Origin of the sequence: Rhizobium altiplani (assembly GCF_001542405.1) — a bacterium.
Taxonomy (GTDB): Bacteria; Pseudomonadota; Alphaproteobacteria; order Rhizobiales; family Rhizobiaceae; genus Rhizobium; species Rhizobium altiplani.
Map to the genome: position 1 here is coordinate 76,431 of NZ_LNCD01000001.1, position 18,835 is coordinate 95,265.

At 57.8% G+C, this 18,835-nt stretch carries 18 protein-coding genes and 2 pseudogenes; 9 read left to right on the top strand and 11 right to left on the bottom strand.

Annotated elements, in window-relative coordinates; genetic code table 11:
• Positions 1 to 468: pseudogene (locus AS026_RS41885) on the top strand (hypothetical protein); the annotation flags it as partial.
• A gap of 377 nt (positions 469 to 845) precedes the next feature.
• On the opposite strand, the gene AS026_RS41575 reads toward AS026_RS41885, so the two are convergent.
• From AS026_RS41575 to AS026_RS00455, 7 genes are all read right to left on the bottom strand, one after another.
• Entirely contained in the window at positions 846 to 1,040 is a 195-nt protein-coding gene (locus tag AS026_RS41575) for a KUP/HAK/KT family potassium transporter (protein WP_131815260.1), read from the bottom strand.
• Positions 1,041 to 1,062: 22 nt separating this feature from the next.
• Positions 1,063 to 1,296 carry a DUF6429 family protein gene (locus AS026_RS00425; protein ID WP_062368289.1) on the bottom strand — a complete coding sequence of 78 codons (234 nt, stop codon included), beginning with the start codon at positions 1,294 to 1,296 and terminating at the stop codon, positions 1,063 to 1,065.
• Positions 1,297 to 2,353: 1,057 nt separating this feature from the next.
• Positions 2,354 to 3,178 (bottom strand): hypothetical protein, encoded by an 825-nt coding sequence (locus AS026_RS00435; protein WP_062368291.1) that lies wholly within the window; start codon positions 3,176 to 3,178, stop codon positions 2,354 to 2,356.
• A gap of 300 nt (positions 3,179 to 3,478) precedes the next feature.
• The gene (locus AS026_RS00440; RefSeq protein ID WP_062368292.1) at positions 3,479 to 3,733 is read right to left on the bottom strand and encodes a DUF2934 domain-containing protein; all 255 of its coding nucleotides are present in this window, start codon (positions 3,731 to 3,733) and stop codon (positions 3,479 to 3,481) included.
• Positions 3,734 to 3,844: 111 nt separating this feature from the next.
• Entirely contained in the window at positions 3,845 to 4,258 is a 414-nt protein-coding gene (locus AS026_RS00445; RefSeq protein WP_062368293.1) for a VOC family protein, read from the bottom strand.
• A 3-nt stretch (positions 4,259 to 4,261) separates the two neighbouring features.
• Positions 4,262 to 5,359 (bottom strand): Gfo/Idh/MocA family protein, encoded by a 1,098-nt coding sequence (locus tag AS026_RS00450; RefSeq protein ID WP_062368331.1) that lies wholly within the window; start codon positions 5,357 to 5,359, stop codon positions 4,262 to 4,264.
• Positions 5,360 to 5,369: 10 nt separating this feature from the next.
• A complete protein-coding gene (locus tag AS026_RS00455) occupies positions 5,370 to 6,380 on the bottom strand; it encodes a Gfo/Idh/MocA family protein (protein WP_062368294.1) in 1,011 nt (336 codons plus the stop codon).
• 1,223 nt (positions 6,381 to 7,603) lie between these two features.
• On the opposite strand from AS026_RS00455, the gene AS026_RS00460 reads away from it, so the two are divergent.
• A complete protein-coding gene (locus tag AS026_RS00460) occupies positions 7,604 to 7,855 on the top strand; it encodes a helix-turn-helix domain-containing protein (protein WP_062368295.1) in 252 nt (83 codons plus the stop codon).
• 434 nt (positions 7,856 to 8,289) lie between these two features.
• Here AS026_RS00460 and AS026_RS00465 read toward each other — a convergent pair whose 3' ends face one another.
• The 4 genes from AS026_RS00465 to dgoD all read right to left on the bottom strand — a co-directional run bounded on the left by AS026_RS00465 (position 8,290) and on the right by dgoD (position 12,151).
• On the bottom strand, positions 8,290 to 9,051 hold the full coding sequence (locus AS026_RS00465) for a FadR/GntR family transcriptional regulator (protein WP_062368296.1): 762 nt from the start codon (positions 9,049 to 9,051) through the stop codon (positions 8,290 to 8,292).
• Between the two features lie 110 nt (positions 9,052 to 9,161).
• Positions 9,162 to 9,941, bottom strand: a complete 780-nt coding sequence (locus AS026_RS00470) for an SDR family oxidoreductase (protein ID WP_062368297.1) — start codon at positions 9,939 to 9,941, stop codon at positions 9,162 to 9,164.
• A 94-nt stretch (positions 9,942 to 10,035) separates the two neighbouring features.
• The gene (locus AS026_RS00475; protein WP_062368298.1) at positions 10,036 to 10,926 is read right to left on the bottom strand and encodes an aldose 1-epimerase; all 891 of its coding nucleotides are present in this window, start codon (positions 10,924 to 10,926) and stop codon (positions 10,036 to 10,038) included.
• Positions 10,927 to 11,002: 76 nt separating this feature from the next.
• The gene (gene dgoD, locus AS026_RS00480; protein WP_062368299.1) at positions 11,003 to 12,151 is read right to left on the bottom strand and encodes a galactonate dehydratase; all 1,149 of its coding nucleotides are present in this window, start codon (positions 12,149 to 12,151) and stop codon (positions 11,003 to 11,005) included.
• A 187-nt stretch (positions 12,152 to 12,338) separates the two neighbouring features.
• Here dgoD and AS026_RS00485 point away from each other — a divergent pair, with 187 nt between their 5' ends.
• The 7 genes and pseudogenes from AS026_RS00485 to AS026_RS00515 all read left to right on the top strand — a co-directional run.
• Positions 12,339 to 13,322 carry an arabinose ABC transporter substrate-binding protein gene (locus AS026_RS00485; protein WP_025660836.1) on the top strand — a complete coding sequence of 328 codons (984 nt, stop codon included), beginning with the start codon at positions 12,339 to 12,341 and terminating at the stop codon, positions 13,320 to 13,322.
• Positions 13,323 to 13,387: 65 nt separating this feature from the next.
• A complete protein-coding gene (gene araG, locus AS026_RS00490; RefSeq protein WP_062368300.1) occupies positions 13,388 to 14,914 on the top strand; it encodes an L-arabinose ABC transporter ATP-binding protein AraG in 1,527 nt (508 codons plus the stop codon).
• Between the two features lie 2 nt (positions 14,915 to 14,916).
• Positions 14,917 to 15,867 carry an L-arabinose ABC transporter permease AraH gene (araH, locus tag AS026_RS00495; RefSeq protein ID WP_062368301.1) on the top strand — a complete coding sequence of 317 codons (951 nt, stop codon included), beginning with the start codon at positions 14,917 to 14,919 and terminating at the stop codon, positions 15,865 to 15,867.
• A gap of 453 nt (positions 15,868 to 16,320) precedes the next feature.
• Positions 16,321 to 17,193 (top strand): LssY C-terminal domain-containing protein, encoded by an 873-nt coding sequence (locus AS026_RS00500; RefSeq protein ID WP_062368302.1) that lies wholly within the window; start codon positions 16,321 to 16,323, stop codon positions 17,191 to 17,193.
• 167 nt (positions 17,194 to 17,360) lie between these two features.
• Positions 17,361 to 17,687: a hypothetical protein gene (locus AS026_RS00505; RefSeq protein WP_062368303.1), complete on the top strand. Its 327-nt coding sequence runs from the start codon at positions 17,361 to 17,363 to the stop codon at positions 17,685 to 17,687.
• A 441-nt stretch (positions 17,688 to 18,128) separates the two neighbouring features.
• Entirely contained in the window at positions 18,129 to 18,413 is a 285-nt protein-coding gene (locus AS026_RS44105) for a helix-turn-helix transcriptional regulator (RefSeq protein ID WP_062368304.1), read from the top strand.
• Positions 18,403 to 18,576: pseudogene (locus AS026_RS00515) on the top strand (type II toxin-antitoxin system HipA family toxin); the annotation flags it as partial. The gene AS026_RS44105 and the pseudogene AS026_RS00515, both read left to right, overlap by 11 nt.
• Between the last annotated feature and the right edge of the window lie 259 nt (positions 18,577 to 18,835).

Below are 18,835 nucleotides of genomic sequence, written 5' to 3' on the forward strand. Positions count from 1 at the left end.
AACGACAATCCCGGCAAGGACCACCAGGGCGACAGCGGCCGCCATCGCGGCAACGACAATCCCGGCAAGGACCACCAGGGCGACAGCGGCCGCCACCGCGGTAACGACAACCCCGGCAACGACCACCAGGGCGACAGCGCCCAGGGTAACGATACTGCAAGCGGCGGCAATTCCAGCGAAGGCAACAGCAACAGCAACGATGGAAATTCTGGAAACGGAAATGCTGGCGGCGCGGATGCGGGCAACGGAACCTCAAGCGGCGGTGGCAGCTCTTGCGGAGGCAACTGCGGCAATGGAAACGGGAACGGTGGCGGCAACGGTACCGGGAACGAAGGAAACGGCCAGGGTCCGAGCGACAATAACGGGAACGGAAATTCCGGGAACGTCAATTCGGGTAATGGCAACTCAGGAAACGCTAATTCCGGCAATGGAAACAGCGGCAACTCGGGCCACAAGGGCAATCATTAGCGCCTTTCGCTATACCCGCCATTCAAGGTGAAAAGGGGCCGCTCCAGGCCTCTTTTTTAATATTCCGACCTGGGTCAATACATGATCCCGAGATCACACAACTAGTTGGCACTCGGCAAGAACCTTTTGCCATCCGACCGGCGTCGGAAGAAAGAACAAACCACCTCCAGCCGGTCGCGATAGCCACGATATACGGTCAGGATCCCAAGGGCGAGGAAGACGAGATTGACGCCGACGTAAACGAAGGTGTCCCACCACAAAAGGACCTTGATCGGGACGATCCCCGTTCCGGCCCCTCAGATATCGAAACAACAACTCCAACCCGTCCTTACAGTTTCCGCGACAGTTTGAATGATACGAACGGGTATGCAACGATCTCAGATCAACATCTGCTCGCCGAGCTTCACAACGCGGTTGGCCGGAAGCTGAAAGTGTTCAGAAGGCTCGATGGCGAAGCCGGCCATGGTGATGAACAGCTTGTCCTGCCAATGCGGCAGACCGGTGTTCGGATCTCCGGCGAGCTTTCGCCCGTGATGAGCCAAACCAGAGCCCCAGCCAGCACGAACTGGCAATGGAAGTCGCTCAAAGGGACCGCTATTGCGGCGGTCGCGTAAACAGCTCCCGGAACAATGCTTCCGAACGCTCCAAGCCTTCGTCGGTCAGGATCAATGACTTCGACTTGTTGACTGGGTCGCCGATCATGCCCTTCTTGTGGAGCCGATCCGTCGCTGCCCAGTCGAAACCCTTCCAGGCACAACGCTCGTTATGCAGCGTCAGCCATAACAGCGCCAAAACGGCATCGTCGATCTTGTCCTCATCGATTTCCATGAACCTACCCTACCACGCGCGGCGCCCAAAATCCCGCGGCTCCGCTGGTATGGGTACTCTATTCCGGCACAGCACTCCGGAAGGCGGATTGGTTCATGGATTATAACGAAATTCATCCCCGTTAAGCGCGGAAAATTGCGTCCCCAAGGTCGTCAAAGCATTATCTCAATATCTGAACTGGTCGGGGAAATGGGGCGTTTTGCCACCCAACGTCGGTGAGACTGCGGTAGGATTGTCGCCCGCCCTCTCCTGCGCGGTATGGCTTGCGCAAATACGAAATTACCCAAAAGCCTCTGGCCTCGGTCGCGTCGATCTTGGAGCCGCGCCCCAGCCCTTCCGAGGTAATGAGCGTTCGGAGTTCTAGGCGAATTTTCTCCGGTCTGCGCTCCCGAGGCGAACGTACGCCTCGCCCAGACTATGTTTCATCACGTGGGTTCCTGATAGCCAATTGTCGCTGCAGCCGAGCGCTGGCCCCATCGCCGTCCTCGATCGCAACAATTTCGACGGTTTGACCGTAGCGGGACACGAAAAATGCGCGCTCCCTCTCTGCTTTTGCGAGAGAGTCGGAAACCATGCATACGTCAGACCCTTTTAGTAATGCGTATCGCATAAGTCTGCCCTCAATTGCCGGCTTCACAATCATAGATTGGCATTCCGGAAAATCAACTCTAGTCAGCACTGCTGGCGAACTTTGACGCAGCGATCCGCTCAGTTCTCTCCAGGACCCCATTCGAAGAAAAGAGGCACAGAGAAAATCAGCTCCCCTATGCCGATGGCAATGCATACGAGAGAAATCGCGATCAGGAGCTTTTCCATGCGCGACCTTAACCGCTAACCCGCACATGTGCGAGCAGAAGATTCCGCGCCCGTCTGCTGTTATCCTGAAAAGGAGAGAACCATGACCGATCCCCGGACCAATTTTCTCGACCTGAGCTTGGACGGCAATGATCGTCGGCGAGAGTGGCATTTCTGGCATTCAGAAGATGACAAGCCGATCGAGATCGAGACGCTGGCTTTTGAATGGCAGAAGGTGCTTGGGTGGCTCTCTCCACAGGCATCACCGCCAGATACCGAAATGCTCCTGCAAATACTCAATGCATCGACGGTTGGCTTCGGCGCGATTTGCACCCTCAATCGTTGCCCTGTAGAGCGAAGAAACCTCATGGGCGCCGGTCGAAAATGGCTCTGCGAGCCCGGCAGGAAGATAAATCGCGATCCCCTTGACCGCGAGCATGCCGGACAGCCAGTAGTCGTCGACCGTCCAAAGAACGTTTGGAATGTCGTAGGCGAGATCGCCGAAGAACTCGGGCCGGACGACAACACCGCCGAGGCCCTGGAAAATATCGGCATACCCGCCCCTTTCTATGAGGGTCGGCATCGGCCGGCGCACCTCAGCCCCGAAAACCTTCGTGGCGACCTTGTAGTGAAGCCTGCGGGCTCGAAGCGCCAACGTTAGCTTTCGCTTGCGCACTGCCCTAGGCAAAAACGGGGTCGAGGTTGCAAAGGCTTTCGGAACATCTTTACCGATCAGCGCGACACACTCGTTCGGCCGCTCTTTCTGCGCCAGGAACAGTCGCGAGGCCCAGTCGGGCTCGAAGACCTTATCGTCGTCGCAAAATAGGATCTGTGCGTCCTTCCCGCGAAATTCACGGGTAGCAAAAAGCACCTTGGACGCCGGCCCCATGTCATCGTCGGGCCGCACAATCGTAATCCCGTCAGGAACGGCAGGAAGTGACCCGTCATACTCCGGAAACCGCCGATATCGCTTTGGAATGTAGAGCCGTATTTCGTTGATCGGGCCGATCTGATCAACGAGACTCTTTAGGGTCGGAGCGAGCTTGGCGAACCGAGGGGGAATGCTGGAGAGTGATATGATCCGCAATGGGTGCTCGATGAAAATGTAACCCGCTGATCAAATTCAGGTGTCGCTACCGTGCCATTTCCGGTCACGGCTAGTCAAGATCAGAACACCTGTGAAGCGTCATATGCGGATCACGGCAACTGACGAAGCAAATTGGCCTCGTATTCTGACTTGGAACGCATTGCTAGGGGCCTACCGGCCGAATACTACCATCACGACTCGCCGGCCGAGGTAGGGCGCGCCTTTCTTGAAGCGACATACACAGCGAGAAGCCCTGCCGCGCACGCATTCTTCCGGGCTCTGCCATAAGGTGGGTGTTGCTCAGGCAGATGCCTTTTGCTCCTCAGCGCGGACACCGACGCCGATTTCAACGTCGTTCGGGTGCATCAAGCGGCGCATGGTCCGCAGCCGCTCGATGAGGTCGGTACCGTCGACCGAGGCGCGGGTCAGTTCGAGCTGCTGATACTCGCGTGCCGCCTGCTGCCAATGTTCACCACCGCGCCCCTCCGGCCGTCCTTCGGCTTCCCAGAGTGCGTAAGCGCGCTGATTGATCCAGTCGTCTTTGCTGCGTGACATAACAAGCCCAACCGTGAAGGAACGTATGTTGCCTTCAGGCTGACAAACGAGCATTACGGAGTCGTTACCGCAGTGCAAAAAAATATGCTTCGGGGGCCTTCTCGTTTGCGATCAGGCGAGCTTCCGTTCATCCCGGCGTTCGGCGAGCTCGACGATGATACCGTCGGGGTCACGAAGGAATGCCACCCGGTCCAGCACCTCCGAATTGACGGCTGGACGCGGTCGCTCCTTGATTGCCACACCGGCAGCCTCAAGCTTCGCGAAGCTTTCGTCGACGTTATCGACAAGGAAGGTAATGTGCAGCACGCCCGATGTTGCGGCTGGAAGATCAGAGGCAGGCCCCGCGCCGCCGGGCGGCGCAAAAATCTCAAGCATGCCATTGCCACTATCCAGGAATGCCACTTCAGTGCCGTTGGCCATCGTCTTCCGTAAATGAAGGCGCAGACCCAGGAGGCCGCGGTAAAAGGCCAGTGACCTGTCCATGTCGCCGGTGACCATGCCGACATGCTCGAAGCTCTTGATCATGGATCAGGCCCCGGCCGCCAGACGCCGCTCTTCTTCCGGCAACCAGGAATGGTAGAGCGGATGATCGGAAAGGATCGGCAGCGGTGTCGGCTTGCCGGTGCGCTGCGAATGGTAGGCCGCGGTGACGAGCTCCAGTGAGTTGCGGGCATCCTCCAACGTCACCGGCGGCTCGCCTCCCGATGTCAGCGCATGGTGGAACAGTTCGAACTGTCTGGTATAGCCGTCTTCCTTGACCACATAACCGGCCAGCGCCTCATCGACACGCTGCTGATGCTCCTCGGTCCCGGCAACGAAGCTCCAGGGGTCCCGGCCCATCGTGTAGGGCTCGAGAATGCTTTCCGCGACGAGATCCGAAAAGCAGAACCGCAGACGCGAGATTTCTTTCCGTGAGCCAAGTGTCATTGACAGCGTCGCCAGCGAGCCGTTCTTCATCTTTACCGAAAGGGCTGCCGTATCCTCGACCTGGATCGGGTTTACGAGTGTCGCCCCGTAGGAAAAGATTTCGGCGCAGGCGCCGTGAACATAGTTCAGCATGTCATGCGCATGGATCGCGTGACCAAGCAGACCGCCGCCCAGCTCGGTCACCCATTTTCCGCGCCACGGGACGGCATAATAGTCGGGGCCGCGCCACCAATGTGTTTCGATCGTGGTGAGGAACGGCGTCCCGGTCAGGCCAAGATCGATCAGCATTTTCAGCTTCTGAAGTCCCGAGCCATACCGGTACTGAAATATCGGCATCAGTTGCGGACCTTCGGCGCGCGCTACGATCCTGGCCATCTCGTCCACTTCGGCGATAGAGCCGAAAAGCGGCTTCTCGCAGATGACATGTTTTCCCGCCTCGATTGCCTTGCGGCAGAGCTCGAAATGCGAACTTGGCGGGGTGCAGATATCGATGATGTCAAGATCCGCACGAGCGATCATCGTCTCGGCATCCTGGGTATATTCGGGAATGCCAAACTCCTCGCAAAGCGCCTGGCCGCGTTCCTCGTCCAGCGAACAAAGGACCGCAACCTCAAACAGATCCTTGTTCCAGGCAAAGCCTGTCAGGTGGCGCGAGGCGATCCCCGCTCCGATGATGCCGACACGAAACTTCTTGGACATGGCGGATACCTCAACGATGACCCAGGCGCGCTGCCCTTGATTGTGCTTCCAGCGAAAGGCGGCAGACTTCGTAAACATGAGCCTGGGACATCGCCGTCTCCGTACGGTCGCGCACGTCGGCGGAGAAGGCATCGAAATAGTCGAGCTTTTCGCCGCTGCAATCGATGTGCGTCATCTCCGTGCCGTTGACGAGGAAGAGGTGGTCCTTGCCGGGGCGTCCGGCGATATCGATGTATTTGCGCAGTTCGATGTAGCCTTCGGTGCCAAGGATGGTCAGGCGACCATCACCCCAGGTCGGCAGCGCCTCCGGGGTAAACCAGTCGACACGCACATAGCCTGAGGCTTTCTCGGAGCGAAGCAGCACCTCGCCGAAATCCTGAAAAGCCGGCTTGTCGGACATGCCGAAGTTTCCGACCGTGCTTGCGACAACCTCGGCGCTGGTCGAGCCCGTATAGAAGAGAAACTGGTCGACCTGATGCGAAGCAATATCCACGATGATGCCGCCGAACTGCTCCGGATCGAAGAACCAGGCGGGGCGTGTGGGCAACTGCAGCCTGTGCGGCCCCATGCCGAGCGTCTGGATCACCGTGCCGATCGCCCCCTCCTTGACGAGCTTGCCTGCCTTGACAGCGGACCGCACACAATGGCGCTCGGAAAAGCAGATCGAAAAGATGCGACCGGTGTCCGCGACGGTGCGCTTGACTTCCTCGAGTTGGGCAAAAGTCGTCACGCCTGGCTTGTCGGTCATGACATCCTTGCCGGCCTTCATCGCACGGACGGCCAATCCGGCGCGGTCGCGCGGGATTGCGGCGATGCAGATCACGTCGATCGAAGGATCAGCAAAGATCCTATCGCGATCGATCTGCGGCGTATCCGGATAGGTCTTCTTGAAGTTTTCCAAGAGCGCTGGCACTGAGGTCTGCGGGCAGTATCCAACGAACTCGGCACCGGCCGCAAGCAGGCCCTTCACATGATCAAACGTGTGCCCATGATCGATCCCGACGACGGCAAATCTCAACATAACAGCAATGTCCTCCTGGAAATTTCTAGCGTGCAGTCTTGAGCCCTGCGCGGTCTCCTCTGTCGAAGCAGACAGCGAAACTCAGAGGCTGTCAAGCTTGGAAAGGCAGTGGAACATCGGAAAAATCATGCTAACCATAGGAAAATACTTAAGGAATTTTTGTATCTAAATAGTTATTTAATTCATTGAGGTGAGCTAAGGCATGTCGGCGCGGCGCTGCTGCTGCCTGCCTGTAGCGACGTCCCTCAGAATCTTCCAGATGGTGCGGTGGTTGACGCCAAAGTGCCGTTAGCTCTGGTCAGCTCGGTTTTACGGTTATGAACCGCGCATGGCCGCTGATACTGGTCCCCGGGCAAAACCAAGCTCAGAAACGGCAGTGCTTATCTCGGTAGTTTGCGCCCAGGTTTTGCAGTCGGCGAAAGCTTTGCTTCCTGCGCCATGGCGATTGTCCAAGGCATCGTGAAGGGGGCTCCACACGTGCTGCGGAGCCATGGTGGCGAAGCTGTCGATCTTGCGCCATTGGCCGCTTGTGCGAGGCACAAGGCGGTGGACGCTCGTGTTCCGTTCCAAGCGTTGCGTTAACGATATCTTAACGTGAAATTTGACGCCGCCTTAATTTCTGCGATGTTCACCCCGGGGGCATTTGAGGGGTTTTATCACAGTGAAAATGAATAAATTGGCTCGGCGTCTCGGCGCCGTGGCGATCTCGCTCGCGCTGGCGAGTTGCACGACAACGCCAGCTGAATTTAATAAAAAGCCGTCCGCCGTTAGCAAGGCTGCGCTCTGCAAGACGGCACTTGAAACGCAAGACCCATTATTTCAGCAGCAATTGGTTACGGAGCTGGGCAGGCGCGGCCTAGATATGCCGGCGTGTGAGAAGATGGTTCTGCAGCAAAAGCAGGCAGCGGCGGCGCTGGTAGCGGTCGCATTGGTTGGAACCGCTGTTGCCGTCTGTGCGAACGGCAACTGCGGAGGAGGAAGTTACTATAGCCCTCCTCGGCGTTATCCGGGGAACTGCTATTCCAATTACGATCGAGCAGCGGACGGCTCGCTTTGCGGTGACAGAAGCGCGATGTCTCGGCCTGGCGGATGGTGATCAATCACTCTTTCGCGACCACGTAAGGCGCCAAGAGTCAGGCTATTTGTCGAAAGAAAAGCGAAAACACAGGGTTAAACTCTATCCTTAGTCCTTTATGAGAAAACCACCACGCGAAAAGGAAATCATGGATACGACTGTACGAAAATCCGGCGACACGGACAAGGAGATGGGCGAGCGCGTTCGGGCGATGAGGTTGCGCGTTGGAATGACGCAAACGGAATTGGGCACTGCGCTTGGGGTCTCATTTCAACAAGTTCAGAGATACGAACGCGGTGTAAACCGGCTCTCCATCGGCATGTTTATCGCCGTCTGCAGGACACTCAAGGTCGATCCCATGGACTTGCTTGGCCATTATTTCTCTGAGGGGACCGTGTAAAACTCGTCCCCTAGGAATAAAAATGAGGATCTGTTGGAGCAAGTACCACGTTCGAGCGAAGTGATCGTGGCCACCAAGTCGCTCCGGTCCAAGTTGGATATCGGAGCGAACTGGGGGGCGTTTCCGTTATTGTTCGAAGCGCCGTGACTTCTGTAGCGGAAACGGAATTTCTCCACCTCAGTCAGACGCAGCTCGACTTCGGGTGAAAACTGGGCATGTTTCCTTCTCTTAGAGAAGCCGAACAAAGCCGAACATTCACGCCTCGCTCTCTACAGCGGATACCGCCGCTAATGCGCTGAATTCTAAGCTTATTCATGCTTCGATGCCACCAACAATTGGAAGTCGTTTGCGACGCCGCCGACGACACAACGACCGGGGCTTCCCGATTGGACCTCCTCGATGCGCGCGCCGCTCGCGACGTGTGAGTCAGGTCGCTAGTCTTCGCCCTTTGAATTCTTGGCCTTGCGTCCGGCAAGATCGATATCGTGGGCTGCCTGTTCTATGAGCTTGCTCGCGGCCGCTCCGGCACCATCTACATCGCGCATGCGTAACGCTTCCACCACGGCGTGATGACACCGAACGGCATCATCGCGATTGAAGACGGTCTTGTTGGAGGTCTCGAACGAGTAGGTGAGGGCTGCATCGATCAGGCTGCTGATCTGCCGCAGAACGGGATTGTGGCTGGCTCGATATAGAATACGGTGAAACTCGACATCGGCAGATGAGAACTTCTCGACGTCCTCGCTGGCTTCTTTCATGAGTTGCCAAGCGCCATCCAGATCAGCGATCTCGCGGAGGGTCGCACGCTCGGCGGCCAGACTGGCGGCGAGCGGCTCAAGCACACGTCGGGTTTCCAGGACCGCGCCAAGGAGGTTAGCATCGAAGAGCCCTGGTCCGTGCCAGCTGATCACCTGAGGATCAAGCAGGCTCCAATTGTCCGGGTCAGAAACGACCGTACCCACCCGGGGCCGCGTCACCACCAGACCCTTAGCGGCGAGAACCTTGATCGCCTCTCTTATGACCGTGCGACTGACTCCGTACGCAGTCCCCAATTCGTTTTCAGTGGGAAGCGCAGTGCCGGGAGCGTATTTTCCCGACAAAACTTCCTCGGCTAGCGCTCTTGTCACATCGGGCATCACCCGGGGGCGCTGGCCTCCAGAAGCGCTCGTTTCTCCGATGTTTTGCGCCGAGCGCATCACGATTCTCCTCACTCTTTGACGCCACTTTTCTATCAGATCGCGGAGTCGGGAAACAAGCTAGTTAGGCCAGCGATACAAATTCATCGGACAAGCCTGACTGCGGGGACTCACGCCGGATGCTGCTGGACACTCAAGCCCCCATCTACGGTCAGGCAGGTAGCGTTCATGAACGGGCACTCGTCGGAGATCATAAAAACCGCCGCCATTGCAATCTCTTCAGGAGATGCAATTCTTCCGCCGGGATGAAGCTTCATCGTCTCGGCCTTCGCAGCCTCCGGATCAGGAAAGCTATTCCAGTAGTCGATAACCTTCTGCGTGGCGACATAGCCAGGAGCCAGCGCATTCACGCGAACGTTCTTCGCCGCATATTCCAGTCCCAGCGACTTCGTCATGCCGAGAAGCGCGTGCTTGGCCAGGGGGTATGGAAACGTATGTGGAATGATCGTGAAGGCATGGGTGGACGCGATGTTGAGGATCACCCCACCCCCCTGCTCGATCAGTCCGGGTAAAACCGCCTTCGAGCAGTTCCACGCCCCTTTCAGGTTGATGTCGAAGCAACGGTTCCATTCGTCGTCTGTCGTTTCCAGCGGCTCCGAGAAAACATTGACCCCGGCATTGTTCACCAATGCGTTTATCTGGCCAAAATCGTCGGAAGCTTGGCTGGTAGCCTGTCTGATCGCGGCGGCATCCGTGATGTCCACCGCGTGTGCTATCACTCGATAGCCCTCTTCTCGCAGCTTCAATGCCTCGGCGTTCAGGAGAGCCTCGTCACGGTCGATGAGAAGCAGGCTTGCGTCTTCTCGGACAAATCCTTTGGCAATGGCAAGGCCAATGCCCTGTGCCGCGCCCGTTATCATGATGCGCTTGCCTGACAGCCGCTTCGACATGAATGCTTACTCCTCCGACTTTCCTGTAATGCCGCCATCCCGGTTCACACCTGCTGTACGGCAACCCTTGTATGCCTGTACTGTATGCCATCCGTCAGCCTGTCTCGACCCGCAAACGGAAACCTCCCATAAGCGACTCGCCCGGTGCGAGAACCGTAAGCCCACCAAGGCCCGGTAGATTGTGCCCGTTCGCCAGGTGAGACATGGGCTCGAAGCAGAAATAATCCCGCTTGAACCCGGGATCGAAGGTCGTGTCCGACAGGAAAAGGATAGCGTGCCGAAGTATCGGATCAGCCTCCATACGGAGAGAGATGCCATGCTCGGGCCACGAGATTCTCGCGTGGCCATTCCAGTTCTCAAATCCGTTGTTGACCCATCGATGAGGCAGACCGATGGCTCGGCTGAAGTCCAGATCCGCTGGTATGCTCGTCCGCTCCCCCGGCAGCCATCCCTCGACCTCCGTCCAGAATGCCTCGGCGCAAGCTTCAAGTGTGGTCTGGGGCGTCAGCGGAAAATATGGATGCCAGCCGAGACCGAATGGCAATCTTTGACGACCGCGATTTTCGACCGTCATAGCGATTGTCAGGCTGTCGTCGTCGATCGTAAAGCACTGGCTTGCCAGATACTCATAGGGCGTGTGCCCGCCCCTGTGCTCGAAGCTCATCTCGATCGACCTGTCGGTCTGCCCGCCGAGGCGCCAGTCAGCGAGCCAACCGTCTCCGTGGAGGTAGTGAGGGTCCCATTCGGTATTCGGGCTAAGGGTAAACACAGCTCTGTCGAAGACAAACCTGTTGCCCCTAACGCGATTACCGAAGGGGACAAGCGGAAAGCAGGACGCTTCGGGTGCGCCTGCATCGACTCTGGGTGCAGGCCTGAGCAGCGGCACTCTCCGGCCGTCGCCCTGCTTCCAGAGGCCAAGGATCGATCCCCCATGGGTGCTTACCCGAAGCGAAAGTGACCCTGAGCCGATATCCACAAGTGTCACAGCTTAACCCTCTGGACCCTGATCCATACCCGTCGATCGGGAAGTGTCCTCAGCTGGGCTTGAGAGATGCGCACGATCACCACTCGGCAAAGCTGCCGTCTTCGTGACGCCAGATGGGATTGCGCCAGCGATGACCTTCCTTGGCACGCTCGATCACGTACTCCTCGTTCACCTCGACACCCAAACCTGGGCCTTGCGGAATGCTGACGAAACCGTCGGCATAATGGAACACCTCCTTGTTGGAGATGTAATCCAGAATATCGTTGCCCGTGTTGTAGTGGATACCCAGGCTCTGTTCCTGGATGAAGGCGTTGTAGCTGACAGCATCGACCTGGAGGCAGGCAGCAAGAGCGATCGGACCGAGCGGGCAATGCGGCGCGACGGCGACATCATAGGCTTCTGCCATCGCGGCGATCTTTCTACACTCTGTGATACCGCCAGCGTGGCTGAGGTCCGGCTGTATGATATCGACATACCCGTCCGCCAGCACGGACTTGAAGTCCCAGCGCGAATAGAGACGTTCCCCAAGCGCGATCGGGGTCGAGCAATGGTTGGCGATTTCCTTCAGCGTCTCGCGATGCTCGGAGAGCACGGGCTCTTCAATAAACATAAGCTTGTAGGGTTCCAGTTCCTTGGCGAGAACCTTTGCCATCGGCTTGTGAACGCGACCATGGAAATCCACACCGATTCCGATGTGCGGGCCGATTGCTTCCCGGATTGTCGCGATTGTCTGGACAGCCTTGTCGATTTTCTCGTTCGTATCGACGATCTGCATCTCTTCGCAGCCATTGAGCTTGATCGCTTTGAACCCGCGAGCGACGACGTCCCTGGCATTTGCTGCAACATCTGCCGGGCGGTCCCCACCAATCCAGGAGTAGACCTTGATCCTATCGCGTACCTGGCCGCCGAGCAGCGAATGGATCGGCTGCCCCAACGCCTTGCCCTTGATGTCCCAGAGCGCCTGATCAATTCCCGCAAGCGCCGACATGTGGATGGCTCCGCCGCGATAGAAGCCGCCGCGGTACATCACCGTCCAGTGGTCCTCGATCAGGAACGGGTCCTTGCCGATGAGGTAGTCTGCCAGCTCATGCACTGCCGCCTCGACGGTTAGAGCACGCCCTTCGACGACCGGTTCACCCCAACCGACAATGCCCTCGTCGGTCTCGATCTTCAAAAACAACCAGCGCGGCGGGACCATGTATGTCGTCAGCTGTGTAATCTTCATCCGTACTCTCCTCAGCGCGTCGAAGTCAGCTCAAACGCGGTTCTATGGCACATCGACGCGGCATTCCGCCCGCTACCAAGGCATGTAGCCAATTTTTCATACAATAGCAATTGACTGGTATGATAAATTGAAATAGTTCATCTACATGCCAGGGAGGCATAGTGTTTCCACCAGGAGGGAGAGAGAAATGCGCATTTTTCGTGCAGCAGTTTTGTTCGGGACCGTGGCGCTGATGGCCGCAAGTTCGGCTTTCGCGGCCGACGTCAAGATTGGCTTCATCGTTAAGCAGCCCGAAGAGCCGTGGTTCCAGGACGAGTGGAAGTTCGCCGACGTAGCAGCCAAGGAAAAGGGTTTCACGCTCGTCAAGATCGGTGCTGAAGATGGTGAGAAGGTTCAGTCCGCCATCGACAACCTGGGAGCACAGGGTGCTCAGGGCTTCATCATCTGCACTCCTGACGTCAAGCTTGGACCAGGCATCGTAGCCAAGGCCGCGGCCAATGACCTCAAGATCATGACCGTCGACGACCGCCTGGTAAACGCCGATGGCAGCCCGCTTGAGGACGTGCCTCACATGGGTATCTCGGCGACCAAGATCGGTGAGGCCGTTGGCCAGACGATCGCCGATGAGGTCAAGAAGCGCGGTTGGGACGTGAAGGAAGTGGGCGTAATCCGCGTCTCCTACGACCAGCTTCCGACTGCCGTTGACCGAGTGAACGGTGCCCTCTCTGTGCTCAAGGCTGCCGGGTTCCCGGAAACCAACATCTTCGACGCCCCTCAGGCCAAGACCGACACGGAAGCCGCCCTCAACGCAGCCACGGTCGTGCTCAACAAGAACGCTGGTATCAAGAAGTGGGTCGCAGTCGGCCTCAATGACGAAGCCGTGCTTGGTGCTGTTCGCGCCACCGAGACGGTTGGCATCCCCGCCGACAGCATGATCGGCGTCGGCATCGGCGGTGCGGATTCGGCAATCAACGAGTTCAAGAAGCCGACGGCAACGGGCTTCTTCGGCACTGTGATCATCTCGCCGAAGCGCCATGGCTACGAAACGGCACTCAACATGTATGAGTGGGTAGCCAACGGCAAAGAACCTGAGAAGCTGATCCTGACGGCTGGCCAGCTCGCGCTGCGCGACAACTACGAGGTAGTCCGCAAGGAACTGGGTATCGAATGATCAGCTACTAAGATGAATTCAGTCCGGCGGCTTTCTGTCGCCGGACCTTCTCATGGGATGCTGTCATGCAGGACTTTCTCGAATTCAAAGCGATATCCAAGGGATATCCCGGCGTGCAGGCGCTCGCCGATGTTTCGTTCTCTGTAAAGAAGGGAGCGGTCCACGGCCTGATGGGCGAAAACGGAGCTGGCAAGTCAACGCTCATCCGCGTTCTCTCAGGTGACCAATCCGCCGATAACGGCGAAATCTCGATCGATGGCTCGACCCAGCACTATCGCTCGGTTCGTGATGCCTTCGATGCGGGCGTTATTGTCATTCACCAGGAACTGCAGCTCGTCCCCGAACTGACGGTAGCGGAAAATCTCTGGCTCGGGCGCTTTCCCGGGAAGGCCGGAGTCATCGACCGCAGCCGCCTTACGAACGTCGTTCGAGAAAAGCTCAGCGAGATCGGGATTGAGATCGAGCCTGGTGCCAAGGTGGCCTCGCTATCGATCGGCGAACGCCAGATGGTGGAAATCGCGAAAGCCGTGATGGCGGATGCTCGCGTGATCGCACTCGATGAGCCGACGTCGTCGCTGTCCTCGCGGGAGAGCGAAATTCTGTTCTCCCTGATCGAACGCCTACGCTCTCAGGGCAAGGTCATCCTTTACGTATCGCACCGCCTCGACGAGATATTCCGTCTTTGCGACAGCCTAACGGTCCTCCGTGACGGCAAGCTTGCAGCACATCACGCCGACATCACCGCTGTTACCCGCGAGCAGATTATTTCGGAAATGGTCGGGCGCGAGATATCCAACATCTGGGGATACCGGCCGCGCGAGTTCGGCGAGGTCCGTCTTGAGGTCAAGGACATTGCAGGCCGCAAGCTCCGCACACCAATCCGCTTCTCGGTTCGCCAAGGAGAAATTCTCGGGTTCTTCGGCCTGATCGGTGCTGGCCGCAGCGAGATGACGCGCCTCGTGTATGGCGCGGACACACGCTCGCAAGGCACTGTCAGTGTCGACGGCGTAGAGGTAGTGGCCGACAGCCCTCCGCACGCAATTCGCGGGGGAATTGTTCTATGCCCGGAGGATCGGAAGTTCGACGGCATCGTGCAGGGCCGCAGTATCGAAGAGAACATGGCGATCTCCTCTCGCCGGCACTTCTCGCCGTTTGGGATCCTTCAGCCCAAGAAGGAAGCCGAACTCGCCGAGCAGTTCATTGCCAAGCTGCGTGTACGCACTCCGTCCAGGAAGCAGGACATCGTCAACCTGTCCGGCGGCAATCAGCAGAAGGTGATCCTTGGCCGCTGGCTCTCCGAACAGGGCGTGAAGGTGCTGATCATTGACGAACCAACGCGCGGTATCGACGTCGGTGCGAAGTCTGAAATCTATGAAATACTCTACGAGCTTGCTGCACAGGGCATGGCAATAGTCGTTGTCTCAAGCGAATTGCCGGAAGTGATGGGCATCACCGACCGCATCGTCGTGATGTGCCAGGGTCGCGTCGCAGCAAATATCGAGCGCGACGACTTCGATGAGCGGCGAATTCTCGCCGCCGCCCTCCCCGATGTGGCCAATGCCAGCGAACTCCCCAACCAGCAGGTCCAGTAGCGATGACGTCTTTGAAAAAACTCCTACTCGGCGAGCAAGGCCTCGTCGTTATTTTTGCCATCGCTTTCGCCATCGTGGCAGCAACTGTTCCAAACTTCCTCACCGAGCGAAACATGCTTGGGCTGCTGCAGTCGGTCGTCACCATCGGCATTGTCGCCTGCACCATGATGTTCTGCCTTGCATCCCGCGATTTCGACCTTTCGGTCGGATCGACCGTCGCGTTCTCGGGGATGATAGCCGTCATGGCCTCGAACGCCACCGGTTCGATCGTCCTTGGACTTATAGCAGCGCTCCTCTGTGGTGGTGCTGTTGGTCTCGTGAACGGTGTGGTTATCGCCCGTTTTCGGATCAACGCCCTTATCACCACGCTGGCGACGATGCAGATCGTTCGCGGCTTGGCGCTGATCGCATCCGATGGCCGCGCAGTCGGTATCAACGATCCCGGCTTCTACCAGTTGGCACTCTCGAAGTTCTTGGGCATCCCAACTCCGATCTGGGTCATGGCGATCTTCTTCGTGATCTTTGGCTTCCTACTAAACCGGACAGTCTTCGGGAAGAACACGCTGGCGATCGGCGGCAACCCGGAAGCGTCGCGTCTCGCTGGTGTCAATGTCTCCAGAATGCGCATCTGGATCTTTGCGCTGCAGGGACTCGTTTGTGCCGTGGCGGGTGTCCTGCTTGCGTCGCGCATCACATCGGGTCAGCCGAATGCTGCAACCGGGCTGGAACTATCGGTCATTTCGGCCTGTGTTCTGGGTGGCGTGTCGCTCGCGGGTGGTCGTGCAGCTATGACCGGAGTGATCGTCGGTGTCCTGATTATGGGCATTGCAGAGAACGTGATGAACCTCCTCAATATCCAGGCCTTTTATCAGTATGTCGTGCGTGGATTGATCCTTCTGCTCGCCGTTCTGTTGGACAACCTGAGATCCGCTGCGGCTGGGAGGCGCGGCTGATGTGAGGCGGCGCATTGCGGCAATCTCAGACCGATTCCAGCGTAAACCAACCACGGCACCGCGTCCGAAAGTCTTTTGTGGTGAACAAGGTTGTTAAAAGCGCACGTTGGAAACGGGCGTATCGAAATCGCCGCCACCCCATATCCGCTGGGCCTTCCAACTCCGGCGAGAATTCCTGCCACGAAGGTGACCGCTGCCCTCAATCTGCATTGGATTCCCGTTACCTCTAGGGTGCAGTAACTGCGTCCTTGCTCAAGCATGGCTCTGCCATTTTTTTGCCGCGTTATGGCAAGTGCCGCAGGGTTTCGGCGGCGTGTGGCGGGGCCCGCTCGATATTGCCCACAATGAGCGACGGCGACGCTATCATTTGCATACTCTCGGGTGCTAAAATCCCCGCGACGAACAGCGAGGGTTATTGCCAGCCCATCAGGCGCCAGACGAGGAGCCCGTGTCTTGAGATTGCTGACGCGCCTTTTCCGGAGGTTTCTGGTTTTCTGTCTGGGTGTACTCAGCGTTTGGCTGATCGTCTTCGTTGTTTTCGATACTGCGGACCACAGGTTTCCATGGCTCGTTGCGGTGTGCCTCACATATGGCCTGGCTGCTTACGTCATTCTTCCGAACGTGGTCCGATTGTCCCTGAAGGTTCTTCATCGGGGGCTGATCCCCAGATACACGATCACGGCGGATGGCCTGCCCGGCGATCCTATAAATTTCGCCCTCATCGGTAATCTTCAACAACTACGCGAGGCCTTTGCCACGGCGGGCTGGACTACGGCCGACCATTTGGGGATCGCAAGCACGTTGCGAATGATACGCGCCTTCCTGATGAACTCTGCCTATCCCACCGCACCTTTCAGCACCTTCTATCTCTTTGGAAGACGGCAGGACATAGGATTCCAGGAACCCATCGACGATAGCCCCCGCAAGCGCCATCACATCCGTTTCTGGGCCCTTAGTCTTGCCCATTCCGAGGACGACATGAGCACGGCGAGCTTCTGGCTGAATACCGACAGGCCATCGCCCGAGGAGCGCGTCCTGTGGGTTGGAGCGGGCACCAAAGATACCGGGCTTTCTCTGACTTGGCTGACATTCCAGGTCACACATAAGACCGATTCCGATACGAACGCCGAGCGCGACTACATAGTCAATGAACTGAGGGCAAAGCAAGTAATCGGGGAGGTCGCGCGGCACCAATCCGGCTCTCGTTTGAACACCGGAAAGGTCAACCATTACATTACCGATGGTGAGATCGCGTTTGCCACCTTGACTGTCAGTGTCAGGGGCGCCGGTCACGCCGGTGCCGTTGTCGGGCCGGATACACCCTGATCCGACCAACCAGACCGAATGAGTTCAAAGTGCCGGGCGCTCTTGATCGAGAGAAAGACCGAACTTGACTAAGACTTGACAAGAGAACAAAATGTGAACACACCTAATTAACTTGACCGGTCGACTGCATTCTCCACGAGAGCGCCGTCGCGGCGACGGAGTTTCCCATGCTAATGCGCGTTCAAAAACGGACCACGGAAACGGAAACAGCCTTTAACGACTGGTGGTCGGCGCAATCCAGCGATTTTAAAGCGCTTCACAATATGGATGAACTCCTGCGTGGTTTCAAAGCTGGCTTTGCTGCCGGGCGGAGAAAGAAGGTTCGCCGCTTCACGTTCACTGCCGGTAAAATGAGGGTCACCGTCTGGGCCGCGAACCAGGCCACGGCAAAGGCCATGGCAATGAGGGAGGCAGACAAAAGAGCGCGGGCCATCGGTATTTCACCGCCAAAGGCTGGTTGGACATTGCGCATTGTTGGGATCGGCGCGCCGTGAGTATCGACGGACGCAGCAGCGCGGCAGCAGCAACCATTCACTTGAACCATTGGTGTTCCGTTGCTGGCTGCGAGACATGGGGCGGTTTTGGCCATGCTTCATCGAAGTCGATTGAGACGCAATGGTGGTGCTGGGAGCACTATCCCTACAAACCTAGTGCAACGACAGCTGTTTTAGATGACCTTGCCACTCAGTTGCAGCAACCTGGCGACTGACAATTTTCTCGTCGTTTCTTTTTTGCTGCTGCAACGAGTCATCGGACATCTCGACGGGTTAGCCGTGCCCGGTCGGCCATCAAGTCCATCGACCGACAATGTTCGGCGCCCATCATGTACAAAATTCTGGGCGCGAACGGCCTTTATGACCAATCAAATGAACAAATCAGGTATTACTGTGCCCCGTCAGAGAAGCTACTCTAGAGTCACGCGCCAGGCCCTCACGATGCTCGGCAAGCTGATCCGCGTCGCCCGCGCCAAACGGGGCCTAACCGCGCAGGAACTGGCCGACCGCGCCGGCATCAGCCGTACAACGCTCTCCAGCATTGAAAAGGGCGCGCCGGGCCCTGAGATCGGTATCGTCTTCGAAGTCGCTTCGCTAGTCGGCGTTCGCCTGTTCGACTACGACGAGCGCACCCTAGAGATGCATAATGCCCGCCTCGACGAAAAACTGACCCTGCTGCCCAAGAGCGTCCGCTACGCCGTGAGGGAGGTCGATGATGACTTCTAAGGCGGATACTACCGAAGCCTTTGTCTGGAATAGGCTGCCGGGGGCGACGAAACCGGTGGTCGCGGGCCTCCTCGATCAGGACGGCGATCGCCTGCTCTTCACCTATGGCGCCAGTTGCCGGCGCCGTAAGAGCGCCATTTCCCTCTATTCTCATTCGCTGCCGCCCGGGCTGCGCTGATCGCCAACCGAGGCGTCCAGAGCTGAAACGCCCAGCCGGCTCAAAGGACGCGCTTGGCCGGGAGCCCTTCCCCACGAGCCCGCTGCTTGAGGTCGTTGTGGATACCTCGGGAGGCATACCGGGCACGAACTTGGATTTTCATGGGAGGTTCTCCCGTGAAACCGATCGCCATACTCAGACGCCTTCAGTTCGGCCGGCATGTCGCTAATTGCTGATAAAAGGCACAGTTGCATAGAATTTTATC

Excerpts from the sequence above, each read along its gene's own strand:
- AS026_RS00425 (WP_062368289.1), bottom strand. The coding sequence starts at position 1,296 with ATGGAAATCGATGAGGACAAGATCGACGATGCCGTTTTGGCGCTGTTA.
- AS026_RS00440 (WP_062368292.1), bottom strand. The coding sequence starts at position 3,733 with ATGTCACGCAGCAAAGACGACTGGATCAATCAGCGCGCTTACGCACTC.
- AS026_RS00445 (WP_062368293.1), bottom strand. The coding sequence starts at position 4,258 with ATGATCAAGAGCTTCGAGCATGTCGGCATGGTCACCGGCGACATGGAC.
- AS026_RS00450 (WP_062368331.1), bottom strand. The coding sequence starts at position 5,359 with ATGTCCAAGAAGTTTCGTGTCGGCATCATCGGAGCGGGGATCGCCTCG.
- AS026_RS00455 (WP_062368294.1), bottom strand. The coding sequence starts at position 6,380 with ATGTTGAGATTTGCCGTCGTCGGGATCGATCATGGGCACACGTTTGAT.
- AS026_RS00460 (WP_062368295.1), top strand. The coding sequence starts at position 7,604 with ATGGATACGACTGTACGAAAATCCGGCGACACGGACAAGGAGATGGGC.
- AS026_RS00465 (WP_062368296.1), bottom strand. The coding sequence starts at position 9,051 with ATGCGCTCGGCGCAAAACATCGGAGAAACGAGCGCTTCTGGAGGCCAG.
- AS026_RS00470 (WP_062368297.1), bottom strand. The coding sequence starts at position 9,941 with ATGTCGAAGCGGCTGTCAGGCAAGCGCATCATGATAACGGGCGCGGCA.
- dgoD (WP_062368299.1), bottom strand. The coding sequence starts at position 12,151 with ATGAAGATTACACAGCTGACGACATACATGGTCCCGCCGCGCTGGTTG.
- AS026_RS00485 (WP_025660836.1), top strand. The coding sequence starts at position 12,339 with ATGCGCATTTTTCGTGCAGCAGTTTTGTTCGGGACCGTGGCGCTGATG.
- araG (WP_062368300.1), top strand. The coding sequence starts at position 13,388 with ATGCAGGACTTTCTCGAATTCAAAGCGATATCCAAGGGATATCCCGGC.
- araH (WP_062368301.1), top strand. The coding sequence starts at position 14,917 with ATGACGTCTTTGAAAAAACTCCTACTCGGCGAGCAAGGCCTCGTCGTT.
- AS026_RS00505 (WP_062368303.1), top strand. The coding sequence starts at position 17,361 with ATGCTAATGCGCGTTCAAAAACGGACCACGGAAACGGAAACAGCCTTT.
- AS026_RS44105 (WP_062368304.1), top strand. The coding sequence starts at position 18,129 with ATGCTCGGCAAGCTGATCCGCGTCGCCCGCGCCAAACGGGGCCTAACC.